This is a genomic window from Georgfuchsia toluolica, from assembly GCF_907163265.1.
Classification (GTDB): domain Bacteria; phylum Pseudomonadota; class Gammaproteobacteria; order Burkholderiales; family Rhodocyclaceae; genus Georgfuchsia; species Georgfuchsia toluolica.
The window spans coordinates 1,438,697-1,454,854 of sequence record NZ_CAJQUM010000001.1; the positions used below are offsets into that span (position 1 = coordinate 1,438,697).

Annotated in this window: 12 protein-coding genes, 1 tRNA gene and 1 pseudogene; 4 read left to right on the forward strand and 10 right to left on the reverse strand. The window is 58.5% G+C overall.

Translation table 11 applies throughout. The annotated features are described in order from the left end of the window. Positions 1-90 precede the first annotated feature (90 nt). Both K5E80_RS06820 and acnB read left to right on the forward strand, forming a co-directional pair. Complete coding sequence (locus K5E80_RS06820) at positions 91-1,125, forward strand: HpcH/HpaI aldolase/citrate lyase family protein (RefSeq protein WP_220635448.1); 1,035 nt, start codon at positions 91-93, stop codon at positions 1,123-1,125. Positions 1,126-1,136: 11 nt separating this feature from the next. Then, on the forward strand, positions 1,137-3,722 hold the full coding sequence (gene acnB, locus K5E80_RS06825; protein ID WP_220635449.1) for a bifunctional aconitate hydratase 2/2-methylisocitrate dehydratase: 2,586 nt from the start codon (positions 1,137-1,139) through the stop codon (positions 3,720-3,722). Positions 3,723-3,772: 50 nt separating this feature from the next. On the opposite strand, the gene K5E80_RS06830 is transcribed toward acnB, so the two are convergent. From K5E80_RS06830 to tsaE, 6 genes and pseudogenes are all read right to left on the reverse strand, one after another. Then, positions 3,773-4,147, reverse strand: a complete 375-nt coding sequence (locus K5E80_RS06830) for a YajD family HNH nuclease (RefSeq protein WP_220635450.1) — start codon at positions 4,145-4,147, stop codon at positions 3,773-3,775. Positions 4,148-4,191: 44 nt separating this feature from the next. Beyond that, positions 4,192-4,488, reverse strand: coding sequence for an HU family DNA-binding protein (locus K5E80_RS06835; RefSeq protein ID WP_220637255.1), 297 nt, complete (start codon positions 4,486-4,488; stop codon positions 4,192-4,194). A 99-nt stretch (positions 4,489-4,587) separates the two neighbouring features. Further along, positions 4,588-4,848 (reverse strand): annotated as a pseudogene (locus K5E80_RS06840) (GIY-YIG nuclease family protein); the annotation flags it as partial. 21 nt (positions 4,849-4,869) lie between these two features. Continuing rightward, a complete protein-coding gene (locus K5E80_RS06845) occupies positions 4,870-5,295 on the reverse strand; it encodes a CBS domain-containing protein (RefSeq protein ID WP_220635451.1) in 426 nt (141 codons plus the stop codon). A 474-nt stretch (positions 5,296-5,769) separates the two neighbouring features. Next, positions 5,770-7,086, reverse strand: coding sequence for an N-acetylmuramoyl-L-alanine amidase (locus K5E80_RS06850; protein WP_220635452.1), 1,317 nt, complete (start codon positions 7,084-7,086; stop codon positions 5,770-5,772). Further along, positions 7,047-7,532 carry a tRNA (adenosine(37)-N6)-threonylcarbamoyltransferase complex ATPase subunit type 1 TsaE gene (tsaE, locus tag K5E80_RS06855; protein ID WP_220635453.1) on the reverse strand — a complete coding sequence of 162 codons (486 nt, stop codon included), beginning with the start codon at positions 7,530-7,532 and terminating at the stop codon, positions 7,047-7,049. Before tsaE ends, K5E80_RS06850 begins: the two co-directional genes overlap by 40 nt. On the opposite strand from tsaE, the gene queG reads away from it, so the two are divergent. Then, complete coding sequence (queG, locus tag K5E80_RS06860) at positions 7,531-8,592, forward strand: tRNA epoxyqueuosine(34) reductase QueG (RefSeq protein WP_220635454.1); 1,062 nt, start codon at positions 7,531-7,533, stop codon at positions 8,590-8,592. The genes tsaE and queG overlap by 2 nt on opposite strands. A gap of 2 nt (positions 8,593-8,594) precedes the next feature. Here queG and gltX read toward each other — a convergent pair whose 3' ends face one another. Then, positions 8,595-9,992, reverse strand: a complete 1,398-nt coding sequence (gene gltX, locus K5E80_RS06865; protein WP_220635455.1) for a glutamate--tRNA ligase — start codon at positions 9,990-9,992, stop codon at positions 8,595-8,597. Between the two features lie 115 nt (positions 9,993-10,107). Between gltX and K5E80_RS06870 the strand changes: the two genes are divergently transcribed. Next, positions 10,108-10,182, forward strand: a tRNA-Val gene (locus K5E80_RS06870). A gap of 245 nt (positions 10,183-10,427) precedes the next feature. On the opposite strand, the gene K5E80_RS06875 is transcribed toward K5E80_RS06870, so the two are convergent. From K5E80_RS06875 to K5E80_RS06885, 3 genes are all read right to left on the reverse strand, one after another. After that, entirely contained in the window at positions 10,428-12,482 is a 2,055-nt protein-coding gene (locus K5E80_RS06875) for a DUF6600 domain-containing protein (RefSeq protein ID WP_220635456.1), read from the reverse strand. Between the two features lie 314 nt (positions 12,483-12,796). After that, positions 12,797-13,927, reverse strand: a complete 1,131-nt coding sequence (locus K5E80_RS06880) for a c-type cytochrome (protein ID WP_220635457.1) — start codon at positions 13,925-13,927, stop codon at positions 12,797-12,799. 237 nt (positions 13,928-14,164) lie between these two features. Beyond that, the gene (locus tag K5E80_RS06885) at positions 14,165-16,147 is read right to left on the reverse strand and encodes a cytochrome C (RefSeq protein WP_220635458.1); all 1,983 of its coding nucleotides are present in this window, start codon (positions 16,145-16,147) and stop codon (positions 14,165-14,167) included. Between the last annotated feature and the right edge of the window lie 11 nt (positions 16,148-16,158).

Genomic DNA, 16,158 nt, shown 5'->3' on the forward strand with positions numbered 1-16,158 from the left:
GAAAAACATGGCCACAGGTTTTCCCGGTGGCCTCTGTGATCCATGTGGCAAAGATTGTGAATTTTGTTTTTGTTACAGACAAAGAGAGCAGTGACAAAACCCCTTCACCCCGCTGATGTTCTTTACCGAGGCGTCAAACCACTACCCGCGCTGGCCGCTTGCGAGCATTATGCCGGCAATGAAAAGCTGATTCGCAAGGCGCTCCAGTTGCAGTTGGAACTGGGTCCGATTTTCGACATCACGGCCGATTGCGAGGATGGCGCGCCAGCCGGCCGCGAAAAGGAACACGCCGAGATGGTCGCGGCACTGATTTCCGAAGCTGTGCGGGGCGTAGCAGGAACTGCTTCGAAACTCCGCGCTTCCCATATCGGCGCGCGCATCCACGACATCACGCACCCACACTGGCGCGACGATCTCGACATCATTATCGGCGCGGCAGGCAATGAAGTCGCCTACATTGTCATTCCGAAGCCGGAGTCATTCGATGATGCGGCAACGCAGATCGCAGTACTTGATGAGGTACGCAAGCAACACGACATCGAGCGCGAAATTCCGGTGCATGTGCTGATTGAAACCCATGGCGCCCTGCGCCAGGCTTGGCAGATCGCCGCCATGCCCCAGGTCGAATCGCTCGACTTCGGCCTCATGGACTTCGTCAGCGCGCATCACGGTGCGATCCCTGCCAGCGCGATGAAATCGCCGGGGCAGTTCGACCATCCCCTGATCGCCCGCGCCAAGTGCGAGATTGCCGCCGCCGCATTGGGCAACGGCATCATTGCCGCGCACAACGTCACCACGGAAATTCACGACGTCGCAGTGGTGCGCAATGACGCCCTGCGCGCGCGCAGCGAATTCGGCTTTCTGCGCATGTGGAGCATCCATCCCAACCAGATTCTGCCCATCGTCGAAGCCATGCGCCCCTCCTTTGACGACATTCACCATGCCGGCGAAATTCTCGCTGCCGCGCAGGACGCTTCTTGGGGGCCGATCAAACATGAAGGTAAACTGCACGACCGCGCCTCATACCGTTTTTACTGGGAGCTGCTGCAACGTGCTCAAGCCACAGGCATGACGCTCGAAGCCGATACCCAATCCCGATTTTTTTCCCTGAACCACTCTATCTGAAAGAAATTGTCATGCTAGAAGCCTATCGTCAGCATGTTGCCGAACGCGCCGCGCTTGGTATCCCGCCCCTGCCACTGAGCACCCAGCAAACCGGGCAACTGGTCGCGCTGTTGAAGACGCCGCCCAAGGGTGAGGAGGCATTCCTCGTCGAACTGATCACCTATCGCGTGCCAGCCGGTGTCGATGATGCAGCCAAGGTCAAGGCTGGCTTCCTCTCCGCCGTTGCCAAGGGCACCGAAACCTGCGCGCTGATTTCGCGCGTGAAGGCAACTGAACTGCTCGGCACGATGCTGGGCGGTTTCAACATCGAGCCCCTGATCGACCTGCTGGCCGATGCGCAAGTCGGTGCCGTCGCCGCCGCAGGCCTGAAAAAGACGTTGCTCATGTTCGACTACTTCAACGACGTCAAGGAACTCGCCGACAAGGGCAATGCAAACGCCAAGGGCGTACTGCAATCCTGGGCCGACGCCGAATGGTTCACGAGCCGCCCCGAAGTGCCGAAGAGCCTGACGCTCACCGTGTTCAAGGTCACCGGCGAAACCAATACCGACGATCTTTCGCCCGCGCCCGACGCGTGGAGCCGCCCGGACATCCCGCTGCACGCACTGGCGATGCTGAAGAACCCGCGCCCCGGCATTGATGCCGACGAGCCGGGTAGCCGCGGTCCGGTCAAGCAGCTTGATGCGCTCAAGGCCAAGGGCAACCTTGTGGCCTATGTCGGCGATGTCGTCGGCACCGGCTCCTCGCGCAAGTCCGCCACCAACTCGGTACTCTGGTTCACCGGCGAGGACATCCCCTTCGTGCCAAACAAGCGCTTCGGCGGCGTCTGCCTCGGCACCAAGATCGCTCCGATCTTCTACAACACCATGGAAGATGCCGGTGCGCTGCCGATCGAGCTCGATGTCAACAAGATGGACATGGGCGACGTGATTGAACTGCGCCCCTATGAAGGCAAGGCGCTGAAGAACGGCGCCGTCATCGCCGAATTCAAGGTCAAGTCCGATGTCATTTTCGACGAAGTGCGTGCCGGCGGCCGCATACCGCTCATCGTTGGGCGCGGTCTCACGGCCAAGGCGCGCGAAGCGCTCGGCCTGCCGGTATCGACGCTGTTCCGCCTGCCGCAAGCACCCAAGGACACGGGCAAGGGCTACTCGCTCGCGCAGAAGATGGTCGGCCGGGCATGTGGCTTACCCGAGGGCAAGGGCATCCGTCCCGGCACCTACTGCGAGCCCAAGATGACCACCGTGGGGTCGCAGGACACCACCGGGCCAATGACGCGCGACGAGCTCAAGGATCTCGCCTGCCTCGGTTTCTCCGCCGACCTGGTGATGCAGTCCTTCTGCCACACCGCAGCCTATCCGAAGCCCATCGACGTGAAGATGCACCACGAACTGCCGGCCTTCGTCTCCACGCGCGGCGGCGTTGCCCTGCGTCCCGGTGACGGCGTGATCCACTCCTGGCTCAACCGCCTGCTGCTGCCCGACACCGTCGGCACCGGCGGCGACAGCCACACCCGTTTCCCCATCGGCATCTCGTTCCCGGCCGGTTCCGGCCTCGTCGCCTTCGGTGCCGCCACTGGCGTGATGCCGCTCGACATGCCCGAATCTGTGCTGGTGCGCTTCAAGGGCAAGCTCAACCCCGGCCTGACGTTGCGCGACCTGGTCAATGCGATCCCGCTCTATGCGATCCGCCAGGGCCTGCTCACGGTCGAAAAGAAAGGCAAGAAGAATATTTTCTCCGGCCGTATTCTCGAAATCGAAGGCCTGCCCGATCTCAAGGTGGAACAGGCCTTCGAACTGTCGGACTCAGCCGCCGAGCGTTCCGCCGCCGCCTGCGCGGTGCAACTCAACAAGGAGCCAGTTATTGAGTATATGCGCTCCAACATCACGCTGATGAAGTGGATGATCGCAAACGGCTACCAGGACGCACGCACGCTTGGCCGCCGCATCAAGGCCATGGAAGCATGGCTCGCCAAGCCCGAATTACTGACGCGAGACGCCGACGCCGAATATGCCGCCGTGATCGAAATCGATATCGCCGACATCAAGGAACCGATCCTTGCCTGTCCGAACGATCCGGATGATGTGAAACTGCTCTCGGAAGTCGCCGGCGACAAGATCGATGAAGTATTCATCGGCAGTTGCATGACCAACATCGGCCACTTCCGCGCCGCCAGCAAGCTGCTCGAAGGCAAGAGCGACATCCCGGTGCGCCTGTGGATCGCACCGCCGACCAGGATGGACCAGTTTGTGCTGACCGAGGAAGGCCACTATGGCATTCTCGGCCGCACCGGCGCACGCATGGAAATGCCCGGCTGCAGTCTGTGCATGGGCAATCAGGCGCAGGTGAGGAAGGGCTCAACCGCGATGTCGACCTCGACCCGCAACTTTCCCAACCGGCTTGGCATCGACACCCGCGTTTATCTCGGCTCGGCGGAACTCGCCGCCGTATGCGCGCTGATCGGCAAAATCCCGACCGTGGCCGAGTACATGGAACAGGTCAAGACACTCGACGCCAAGGCCGCCGATGTATATCGCTACATGAGCTTCGATCAGATCAAGGAGTTCAAGGAAGTGGCGGATAGCATAACGGTATAAGCAGCGAGACAGCGCAAGAACTTGCCGCCTCCTGATACCGGGAGGCGGATTTAACCCTTCTTCTGCAGCAAATCCTTCAGGCTGGCAAAAGGGGAGTGGGTAGCTGCCTCACCCCTTGCTGTCTCCCTGGTCCCACCACCGCTTGCTTCCAGTTGCCGTTGATGCTCGTTGTCATGACAATACAGGCAGAGCAACTCCCAGTTACTGCCGTCGGGCGGGTTGTTGTCGTGATTGTGGTCGCGGTGATGCACCGTAAGCTCGCGCAGGTTGGCACGGGTGAATTCGCGGGCGCAACGGCCGCAGATCCAGGGATAGATTTTCAAGGCCCGCTCGCGGTAATCCAGATCGCGTTGATCGGCCGAGCGACGAGCATCCGCAACAAGCCGATCCAGTCTGGCGTGATCCGGAGTCTTGTTGATCGGCATGATTGCGGGAAAAGCGCGGATGGCATGCCATCCGCGCTGTACGATTATTTTTTCTTGGCGGCTTTTTTGCCAGCGACGGCGTTCTTGAAGGTGGCGCCGGCTTTAAAGCGCGGTACCGTGGCGGCGGCAATCTTGAGTTCCTTGCCAGTCTGGGGATTGCGACCGGTACGGGCGGCGCGCTTCGAGGATTTGAAGGTGCCGAAACCAATCAGCGTAACGCTGTCGCCCTTGGACACTGCCTTGACGATGGCGGCGGTCGTGGCGGACAACACTTTCTCGGCGGCAGCCTTGCTGATATCGGCTTCCTTGGCGACGGCTTCGATGAGTTCAGACTTGTTCATGCGGTGGTTCCTCCCTGTGGTGAATAAATGGTGATCAACATCGGTTCCCCCGAGCAGGCCGGACGAACGCAGCGCCGTCAGTTTCTTTTCCTTGGGCAAGCGTTTGATGGCCAGTTCGGCACGCAGTGCTTGTGACCGCGTCCCGATCGGTTGTGATGCCAGCAAGCGAACAGGCTTGTGGGATCGAGTATAACGCCCTCCCTTGCCGGAAAGGTGTTCGTCGTATCTGCGTTGAACGTCGATCGTGATTCCCGCGTAGAGGGAACCATCCACACATTCGAGCAGGTAGAGATGCCAGACGGATTTCAAGACGGCCCCACATTTGGGCACTGCAGGTGGACTCACCGCAATACAGCCCATATCCCTGGCTTGTTATTGTCATCAACTGTGGGGATCGCCTTGCTCGTGCCCGACGCGGATGAACTCGCGCCGGTTTGCTTCCGCAGCAAATTCTTCCAACTCGGGATCCATTGCATTGCGCGAGCTGACCATCCCGACCGGTTTGCCATTGTCGACCACCGGCGCATGCCGGAAACCATTTTCCTGCATTATCACAAGCGCGTATCCATAAGACATGTTGGGAGCGACAGTCTTCGGCTCGGCAGTCATCACTTCGGCCACGCGCGTGGTGCGCGCATCCAACCCGCGCGCGATTACCCGAAACAGCGCATCGCGTTCGGTGAAGATTCCGACCAGGCGCTCCTGTTCGACAATCATCGCAGCCCCGGTTTTCTTCTTCGCCATCAACTCTGCGGCTTTACTAACAGTGACCTCGGGCGAAAGCATAAGAGCCTTCTTCGGTTCCATAACATCTCTAACCAATAATTCAAACACGGCACTCCCTCCACCCGGCAACCACGATCCGAAACTTCCAACCACCAAAGGAACAGCGTTATCTACCCCGCCTATGCGCATCGCCACCCACATCACATTCTGTTTTCAAGCTGTGAGCGGATAGCCATCAATTGCTATGGAATAAATTACCGATGCCGGCATAATGACAGTGGTGAGTGCTGCTTCCAAACTACAAAGATAAAGAAGTTCTTATTACCCTTCTTTTCCGCGACTGCGTAAGATTTACGCGCGTTCGCAATCGGATCATTGACGCAAATCAAAAAATGCCGAGAAAATTGGCCCTATGCGCAGATAACTTTCGATTGCCGTAGTGATTTGACGCGTTCTTCCGTTTTTTGCCTACCTAATGGCCAAATCGGTTCAGGCAAAATGCGGCCGGGGCTGTGGCGAGTGAAACGCACCGCTCTCTCCGTCGTCAATATTACCTTACATCAGCTTCGACTTGGCGAGCGGTGGATTCTTGGCGAAATAGCGTTTTATACCGCGCAGGATGGCCGTGGCCATCTTGTCCTGATATTCGTCGTCGATAAGTCGCTTCTCTTCTTCCGGGTTTGAGATGAAGGCAGTTTCGACCAGGATGGAAGGAATATCCGGCGCCTTGAGCACGGCGAAGGCGGCTTCCTCGACCTTTCCCTTGTGCAGGTCGTTGATGCGGCCGAGTTCGCCCAGCACGTCCTTGCCCAGCTTGAGGCTGTCGTTCGCGGTCGCGGTCTGCGACAGGTCGAGCAGGGTGCGCGCAAGATAAGGATCCTTGACGCCAAGGTTGACACCACCAATCAAGTCGGCTGCATTTTCCTTCTGCGCCAGCCAGCGCGCCGCAGAAGAAGATGCGCCATGTTCGGACAATACAAAAACGCTGGAGCCGCGCGCCTCGGGCTTGATGAAGGCATCGGCATGGATCGAGACGAAAAGGTCGGCCTGCACACGCCGCGCCTTGCTCACACGCTGGCCAAGCGGCACGAAGAAGTCGCCGTCGCGGGTGAGAATGGAGCGCATATTGTCCTCGCCGTCGATCAAGGCTTTGAGCCGGCGCGCAATCGAAATGGTGACATTTTTTTCATAGTTGCCGCCCTTCCCCACCGCGCCGGGATCCTCGCCGCCATGGCCGGGATCGAGCGCGATGGTGACCATGCGCACGATTTCGGGTTTCTGCCCCTTGGGCGGACGATTGGGATTGCGCTCGGCATCGAGCGGCTCGGGCGCATCTCTGGGCACGTCGCGCGGCAGCTGCTGCGATGGTGTGTCGTAGGGCGGAACATCGGGCTTCGATTGGAGCAGCGCCATGAGCGGGTCGACGGGTTCGAGCGGATACAGGTCGAGCACCAGGCGATGGCCATATTCGCCGACCGGGGCCAACGTGAATACCTGCGGTTTGATCTCGCTCTTGAGTTCAATGACAAGCCGCACCACGCCCGGCTTGTTGCGCCCGGCGCGGATCAACTTGATATAGGGGTCGGTCTCGGAAATCTTGCCGGGCAGGCTTTGCAGCACCGAGTTGAACTCGACATCTTCGAGATCGACGACGAGCCGATCCGGATTTTTGACCAGAAGTTGCGTGTATTTGATCGGGTGGTCATATTCGAGCGTGACGCGCGTGTAGTCCTGCGCCGGCCAGACGCGCACACCGAGGATGTTGGTGGCGGCATAGGCAGTGCGCATGCCGAGTGGCGTGACCAGCAGCGTCAGGCTCGCCGCCGCAAACTTCAGCGCATCGCGTCGGGTGCTGGAAAACTCGTCAGACATGCCTCCCCCCTGTCGCTGCGGGCAACGATAGTGGCGATGCGTGCTTCGCCTGCAACGGCAAGCGACACCACAATGTCGGCGGGCGGGAGATAAGGCGTGGCATTGCGCGGCCACTCCACAAGGCAGATTCCGTCGCCAGTAAAATACTCGTCGAGTCCTGCATCAAGATATTCTTCCGCCCGCGTGAAGCGATAAAAGTCGAAGTGAAACAAGTCTAGGCCAGAAACCGAATATTCCTCAACGAGAGTATAGGTAGGACTCTTGACCTTATCTGCGTACCCGAGGCCGCGCAGTAGCCCGCGCACCAGCGTGGTCTTGCCAGCACCGAGATCGCCTTCAAGAAAAACGCGCAGGCCTGGCACCAGCACCTTGCCGAGTTGCGCACCGAGTGCCAGCGTGGCGGCTTCGTTGGCCAGCGCGAGGCTTATGGATTTATGATCGGGCATGGATAAGGATTGGTCTTCGCTGGCAGAACGCATCAAGGACTGGGGACGGGAACTCGGCTTCGACGCCGTGGGCATCTCCGGCATCGGCCTCGGCACGGCCGAAGCGGGCCTGCAAGCCTGGCTCGATGCCGGATACCACGGCGAGATGGATTATATGGCGCGCCACGGCATGAAGCGCGCGAGGCCCGCCGAGTTGGTGCCGGGCACGCTGTCGGTGATCAGCGTGCGCATGAACTACAAGACAAAAGCGCGGGACGCCGATGCGGTTCATGTCGATGCCAATCGCGCCTACATCTCGCGCTATGCCTTGGGACGCGACTATCACAAGGTGCTGCGCAACCGCCTGCAAAGCCTCGCCGAAAGGATTCGCGCCGAGGTTGGCGAATACGGCTACCGCGTATTCGCCGATTCGGCGCCCGTGCTCGAAGTGGAAATCGCGCAACGTGCCGGCTTGGGCTGGCGCGGCAAGCACACCCTGCTGCTGCATCGCGAGGCAGGCTCGTGTTTTTTCCTCGGTGAGATATTCGCCAACCTGCCGCTGCCACACGACAAGCAGCAGATCAACAACTATTGTGGCAGTTGCTCGGCCTGCATCGATGCCTGCCCGACCGGAGCCATTGTCGCGCCGTATCAGGTGGATGCACGGCGCTGTATTTCCTATCTCACGATTGAATTGAAGAGCGCAATCCCTCTGGAGTTGCGGCCGCTGATCGGCAACCGCGTCTACGGCTGCGATGATTGCCAGCTCTGCTGCCCGTGGAACCGCTTCGCCCGGCTCACGCCTGAAGAGGACTTTTCGGTGCGCAATGGACTGGACGCTGCGACACTGGAGGAGTTATTCCAGTGGAATGAACACGAGTTCGAACAACGCCTGGCCGGCTCGGCAATACGCCGCATCGGTTACGAGCGCTGGCTGCGCAACATCGCCGTTGGGCTGGGCAATGCGCCGACATCGGCCTCCGTACTCGCGGCGCTTGAAGCGCGCCGCGATCATCCCTCGGCCCTGGTGCGCGAGCATGTTGCCTGGGCGCTCAGGCAACATGGGCGCCGCGCAGATTGAATTCAGAGGTGGTGATCGAGTCGATTCAACACTCGCTCCCGCCCCAGCACTTCCAGCACGGCATCAATCGACGGCGACTGTGGCTGGCCGAGCAGCAGCACGCGCAGCGGTATCGCGACCTGCGGCATTTTCAGATTGGTTTCCTTGCAGGTGTCCTTGATCGCCTGCGACAGGGAAGACTTATTCCACGCGGCAAAGCCGAATTTCTCGCGCAATATTTTGAGCGCAGGGCGCGCCGCATCGGTGAAATGGATCGTCAGCATTTCCTCGGAAGGGCGAATCTCGGTGACGAAAGGTTCAACGGCATCGGTCAGTTCGTTGAGGTTGATTGCACGATCCTTGTAAAGCGCCAGCGCATTTTCCAGACGCGGCCCTGTTTCGGGATTGATGCCGCGCCGCGCCAGACGCCGCGCGACATCGGAGGCCAGGCGGCCATCATCCGCGTGCTTGATGTAATGCTGGTTCAACCAGTTCAACTTCTCGGTGTTGAACTGCGCCGCCGAAGCCGTGATGTGGGCCAGATCGAACCATTCGACGAATTGCTCGCGCGAAAAGATTTCCTCGTCCCCATGCGACCAGCCGAGGCGCGCAAGATAGTTGATCACTGCCTCGGGCAGATAGCCGTCCTCGTCGTACTGCATCACCGACACCGCACCGTGGCGCTTCGACAGCTTGGCGCCGTCGTCGCCGAGAATCATGGACAGGTGGGCATAGGCGGGGATCGGCGCACCAAGCGCCTTGAGGATGTTGATCTGGCGCGGCGTGTTGTTGACGTGATCGTCGCCACGGATGACATGGGTGATGGCCATGTCCCAGTCGTCGACCACGACGCAGAAATTATAGGTCGGCGTGCCGTCGGCGCGCGCAATGACAAGATCATCAAGTTCGTCGTTGGCAAACTCGATGCGGCCCTTGACCAGATCGTCCCATGCGGTAACGCCATCGAGCGGATTGCGGAAGCGCACCACGGGATCAACTCCGGCAGGAAAGGGTGGCAGCGCCTTGTCCGGTTCCGGTCGCCAGCGTCCGTCGTAGCGTGGTTTTTCGCCGCGCGTCCGCTGCGCCTCGCGCATCTGCTCCAGTTCTTCGGGCGGCGTATAGCAATGATAGGCCGCGCCGGCGGCAAGCATCTGCGCAATTACTTCCTTGTAGCGCGGCATCCGCTGCATCTGGTAGAACGGGCCCTCGTCGTGATCGAGACCCAGCCACCGCATGCCGTCGAGAATCGCCTGCACCGCCTCCGGCGTCGAACGTGCCACATCGGTATCTTCGACGCGGAGAATGAACATCCCCTGATGGTGCCGTGCATAGGCCCAGGAAAACAGCGCGGTGCGCGCGCCGCCGATATGCAGAAAACCGGTCGGGCTGGGGGCAAAGCGGGTTCGGATATTGTTGCTCATGGTGCATGAATACTGTTTGTCGTAATACGGTAGATTTTACGCGACCAAGCCACGTAAACCAGTTTGAATTGACCGCGAATCGGGATTTGTGATTAAATGCGCGCCTCCCCGCAAGGGGCGGTTAGCTCAGCGGTAGAGCACTGCCTTCACACGGCAGGGGTCACTGGTTCGATCCCAGTACCGCCCACCAAATAAGCATCCAGCAATATCTCAGCAAGTCCCACAAGCCCGCCAAGTATCGCCACCATATCCCACCAACGAAGTCCAATAAAGTCCGACAAAGCCGTATAAACGCGAGTCTGGAGCGGATTTAAATGTCGATATTGTCCGACAAGGTTTATTGACATCTGGGGGCAACTGGCCATATGCCTAAGGAGTTGCCCCCATGCCTTTATTCGTAAAGGAAATTGATAACACCCTTGTACCTATCGGAAATTAGCGCTGCTGCTCGCTTCGCTGAAAGCGTCTTGGATACAACTTGTTGGCGGGCTCGCCGGGCAGCGATGCAGGGGCTTCCTGCTGTCTGCTTTCAAGCGGCCGCTCGACATGCTCCCGACGCATTTGACGCATTTCACCTAATGGCATTGGTGTTGTCTTTTCAGGCTTGGCGTTCTGCGGCGCTTGTTCATGTCGCGGCGACATCGAGTGCTCGGCTTGAGGCGATGCAACTACCGGCATTCGCGGCGCTTCGCGTTGCATGATTACCGGCGCCGGCGGCGGTACAGTAATGATTCGTGCCGGCTCTTGTTCACGCCGTTGAACCTGCGGCGCTTCGATAATTCGTGAGGGCTGCTGCTGTTGCGGCATCGGCCTCGCCTGCTCCGGCACTGACGGTTTGGTCGTGCTGCTTTCCTGCCGCAACTGCGGCAGTGGCACCTGCGGTAACCATGTCTCCACGCGCGGCGGATCGGGGGCTCGGCGCGGTTCGTTGCGTTCTGGTCCGGCTGATTGGCCGAAGCGCGCCCATGGCGTTTTTTGTCCCGTTTGTTGCGGGCGCACCGTGATGAGCTTGTCGGGCGACGATTGTTGTTGCGCTTGCAACTTGTTGTCCTGCCGTTCGGCCTGCAGAGGCCGCCAGCGCTGGGGCGGACGATGCAATCCAACGGCCGGCCGGTTCAGGACATTTGCTGCGGGCATTATGGATTTCACCGCTGATGGCGCTAAGCTGACGGCTTCGGGGCGCATCGGATGTTGTCCGGCAATAGGTCTCAAATCTTTAATATGCGCGGCTTCAATATGCCGGATATCGGCAATATGCCCGTGCCCAAACTCCTTTTCCGGGATGGCGATCACGGCATTGTGCTGATTGATATTTCGATACCTGATGTTGGTAATGTTGTTGATCACAGTATTGTGCTGTATCACCACATTGTTGACGACGCGCGGCCCTGCCCAGCCACCCCACCACGGCCGTCCGACAAAACTGCGTTGTCCCCACCACGGCAAACATGGCTCGCCCCAGCCGAGCGCGACCCAACTGACTGCAGCTCCGCCGAAGCCGATTTGCAAGCCGCCGCCACTGCCGTTAAAGAAGGCGACCAGCGCCGGCGCATAGATGGGATGGTGATGGCGCGGGCCGGGCGCCCAAGCCCAGAAACCACTGATATTGACCCAGCGTCCGTAGTGATAGGGCGCCCAACCCCACGGCGCCGTATCGACCCAGGTCCACGCATAAACCGGATCCCAGACCCACGAACCGCTGCTGTAAGGCGCCCAGTCCGGCGCCATGCCGTTTGGCACCCATACCGGTCCGTAATCCGGCGTCACGCGCCAGTTGCCGTTATGGTCCAGATCGTCGGTGCCGTATACCTCCGGCGACACATAGCGATTGCTGATGGCCTCGGTCAGGTCGTCGGTGCGGGTGTAATTCCATTGATCCCACGTGTCGGTGTCGGGCGCGACATAAGTCTCGACATTGCCATCGCCGCCAGCTTCTATCACGGCTTCCTGACTTGGCGCAATCAGCCGGCTGTCGCCATCGGGCAGGGTCACTGTGGCTTCGCCGCCACGCCGGACGACGAAGTGAGTGGTGCTGTCGGTGATCTCCAGCCGATAGTAGCCGGCACTATCAATGTTGAAGGCAGCCGAAGGCGTGTCGATTTCCACGCTGCGGCCGGCGGGGAGGCCGCGCAGATCGAATGCCGCAATGCCGGAGGTCACCTTGAATTGTTGAAGTCCCGGCTCATTGCCAAGCAGCGTCAACATCGTGTTCTGCGCCATGCGCACATAGGCGCGCGCGCCAACCTGCACTTCAAGTGTCGCGGCGGCGGCGGTATAAAGCGCATCGCCGGCGGCGAGCGCTGTATTGACCTGGGCCGGCGACCAGTTCTCGGCGCCTGGCCGCCAGAATGATGCGGTACCGCTCACCATGCCGATGCGTGATGGCGTGGGCAGCTCCTGAACATTTGGCTCTTGCGCAAAAACAGGCCGCGGGGCAGCGGACATCAGCACGGCAAAGGCGCAAAACGCCGACACTACGCGAAGCAGCACGAAAGAGTAACGAAGGGGCTTATCGAACCTGAACATAGTGTACAAAACGTCCAGTGACAAAATACGTTGACTCACTGCAATGCGACCGGGGGCGACAACGCGGATGGGGACTGAGTTTGGCTGCCAAAGCTAGCCGCCGTGTATACGGCGGCCCCAAGCCGTGGCAGGTTTCTGTCCCTGCAAAAACCCTCCCCGCATCGCATTATGCGGCAAATGCGTTCACCCTTCCGGGTGAACGTCCCGAGGAGAAAAAGAGGGCGGTTGCTAGGGTTTCTTCCGAAACTCCGAAAGGAGTGCAATCATTGGATAAGCGCTCATTTTGCCGGCTGGCTGGCATACCATGACGCGAGACTTTCAATGATGGCATTGTTGTAGGGATAGCTCATATTGTGCATCATTGAACTTTCGCGCTTGCCGTCGCGATACGCCCTTAGCGCCATGATGAGATAGTCCTTGTCCTGTCCTCTCAATTTCGGCATGACGATCGCAGGATTGTCTTCAGCGTCGTGGCAACGATTACATTTCTCCGCCAGATCCTGGTTCGTACCCGGCATCTGGCTGGCGGGACTGGATTTCTGGACTGCATAAAAAGCGGCGATATTCTCGAGATCCTTGTCGCTGAGGGCGGCCACGTAACGCTGCATCGCCCAATTCTGGCGGGTCGTGCGATAGGCCTTGGCGGCGTTAATAAGGTACACGGGATCCTGGCCTGCCAGCGACGGCGTTGATGCGTCGTTGCTTACGCCACGGGGGCCGTGGCAACCGCCGCACATGGCGGTCGCGGGTTCCCCAGCTGCGGGATCTCCGCGCGCCGGGGCGATACGCTGAGCAGGGATTTGCGCTGAAAAATAAAGTGCAAGGTTTTCTATCGCAATTACGTCGGAAGACTGCAGCATCGATTTCATCACAGCCACCTTGCGTTCTCCGCTGTGATACTCCCGTATCGCAGCGACAAGATAGTGCGGCTGTTGGCCCGCCAAACTGGGCGTGCCCGGGATCTTGCTGTTTCCGTCAGCGCCATGGCATTTGGCGCATTCTGCCGCCAGCGCCTTGCCCTGCTCATAGGGAGATGATTGCTTGACATCCGATGACGCGATCGCGACTGGCAGCTGGCTGGCGTAGTACGCAGCCACGTTGCGCAAATCCGCATCGCTCATATTTTCCGCCATGCCCTTTAGTGCTGCATGGGTACGCCGACCATCCTTGTACTCATACAGAGATGCGAGCAGAAAGCGTACTCGTTGCGCCGCGAGGTGGGGTATTCCCGGGGCAACACCACGGCCATCCAGGCCATGACAGGCCTTGCAGTCGCGCTCCGCGATGACTTTGCCCGCGCCCACATCTCCTGCGGCGGATTTGGCGGTTGATGTTCCTTTATCCGTACAGCCAATCAGCATCACTGACAGCGCAATTCCCAGTACAAAATTTTTCATTGGAAATCCCAAGAATTAGTTAAACCGCGACTTGCTTCCAGTCATTTTCACAGCACCACAAATGAATTCTATCTCGATAACAGACGAAAAAATAGGCTGCTCTCTCTGCGGCGCATATGACTTGTTCCTTTGTTCATACTCTGCTGAAAAAAACGCCCCAGATTTACCCTAAAGTTGTCTCGTTTCCAACTGGCTTTGAAACAGCACGGACACGCAGAGACTTATTCACTCTGTGTGCCCGCTGCCATGTCATGCGCCTCCGATAAACCCGATCAGCACCAGTGTCAACAATGTCAGGCCAATAATGATCAGGGCTATACCCAATATCCTCGAACCCAAAGTCATGGCCCGCGATGGCGCATCCACCAGATATTTATTGATTTCTCCGGAGGCAACCAGGCGGCTGTATTCCAAGGTGTGCTCGTGCCTGAATTCTTCCAGCGATTGTGTGCCGGTGAACATCACGATATCCGGAGGAGGATGCTTGTCCGGCCGGAAATGGTTGTTGAAAAAATGCACCGTGAACAGGAACACTGCAGCCAGGATTGCCTCTTCGCCATGGATGATGGTGCCGATGTTAAAGACCCACCCTGGGAGAATCGAGGCCACCGCATTCGGGAACGCCAACATCAACCCGGTACCGCCAATGGCGCCCATACCCCAGAACACCGCCCAATAGTCGAATTTTTCCCAGTAAGTCCAACGCTCGAAGATCGGACGCGGCCCTTGCCCGAAGAACCACTTGAACATGCCGATCATGTCCTCCAAATCCTTCAAGTTGGGCACCAGCGAAGTCGGGCCAAACCAATTGAATGTTTTCCATTCCCGGCCGATGCGGATCACAACATAGATCAAATGCAGGAAAAATATTCCCAGCATGATCGCCGCGCTGACTCTATGCACGATAGCCGTCACTTTGGGGCCGCCAAACATGTCCACAATGACTTTTGCCCATGTTGCATCGGCAAACAATACTGCCGTACCGGTCAGTACCAGCATCATTACACTGAGGGCAAAAAATATGTGCGCAACCCGCCAGGCAGGATGGAAACGCCGGAAATGCTTGCTCTCATCCAGTTTCAGCCCATCCGTCACAATGTGGGGTACTTTCTTGCCCTCCTTGCGATCCTTGTATTCCCGGTAGAACCACAATGCTGAATGCAACCAGAAGAAGGCAAACACGCCGAACAATAATGCAATCATGAATGTGGACGTAGCCCACATCAAGGGGAAACGCTTGCGGTCATGACTGTTACCGTGCGGCTCGAACGAAACAAACCCGGCCGTCGCACCCACATGGCATTTGCGACAAGTGTTGACGCGGTTTTCCGGAGATACGGTCGAACGGGGATCGCTTACGAACTGGATCGTATGGCTGCCATGGCAGTCGAAACACTTGGCCGTATAGCCGTAACCCAGGGTATTGACCTGACCATGATAGGTTTTCGTATAGGTTTCTAGTTGGTCCTTATGGCAGTTGCCGCAGTTTTTGGTGATGGCAACCCGGGTTACGTCAAGCGTCGGATCCTCCACGCTGTGCGTCGAATGGCAATCCGAGCAGATCGCAGCATCTGGATAATTATTTTCGAGTACCATTTGGCCATGCACTGATGTCGCATAGGCCTTTCTCTCGGCGGCATGGCACTTCCCACACTTGTTGGGCACATCCAGACGCCATTCGGTCCGCTCCGGACTACCCGCTGGGTAAATGTAATGCGCGTCATGGCAATTGTAGCAAGTCGCATTGGTATGCGACTGATCCTCGGCATTTGGACGCGCGTGGATCGATTTCATGAACCGGTCGATTTGCTGTACTACCACTCCGAGCCGCGCGAACTCCTTATCATTAGTCTTGCCCTCCTTCTTCGCGGTTTCCCATAATTTCTGGTGGCAAGTCACGCAGCTGACTTTTTGTCCCATGCCTGGCTGATGCGGGATTTCGGTGATATCCGTATGGCATTCTACACACTGACGCTTGCCGTGCACACTGCTCTCAAATTTACCCTGCCTCACGTACAACGAGCGCATCTTGCCGTCGGCTCCCGGCGCTGCAAACCCTTTTTCGCCATGGCAACCCAGGCAAAGCTCGCTAGGAAGATTGTCCGCCACCGATTCGGCCGCCTTTTCATTGCCGCCATCTGCCGCCAACACTGGCATCATTCCGCTTCCAGCAAATGTCAATAAGCAAACGGCGAATGCCAATAAATACTTTATGAGTTTAAAACCGCGCATGGAACTACCTT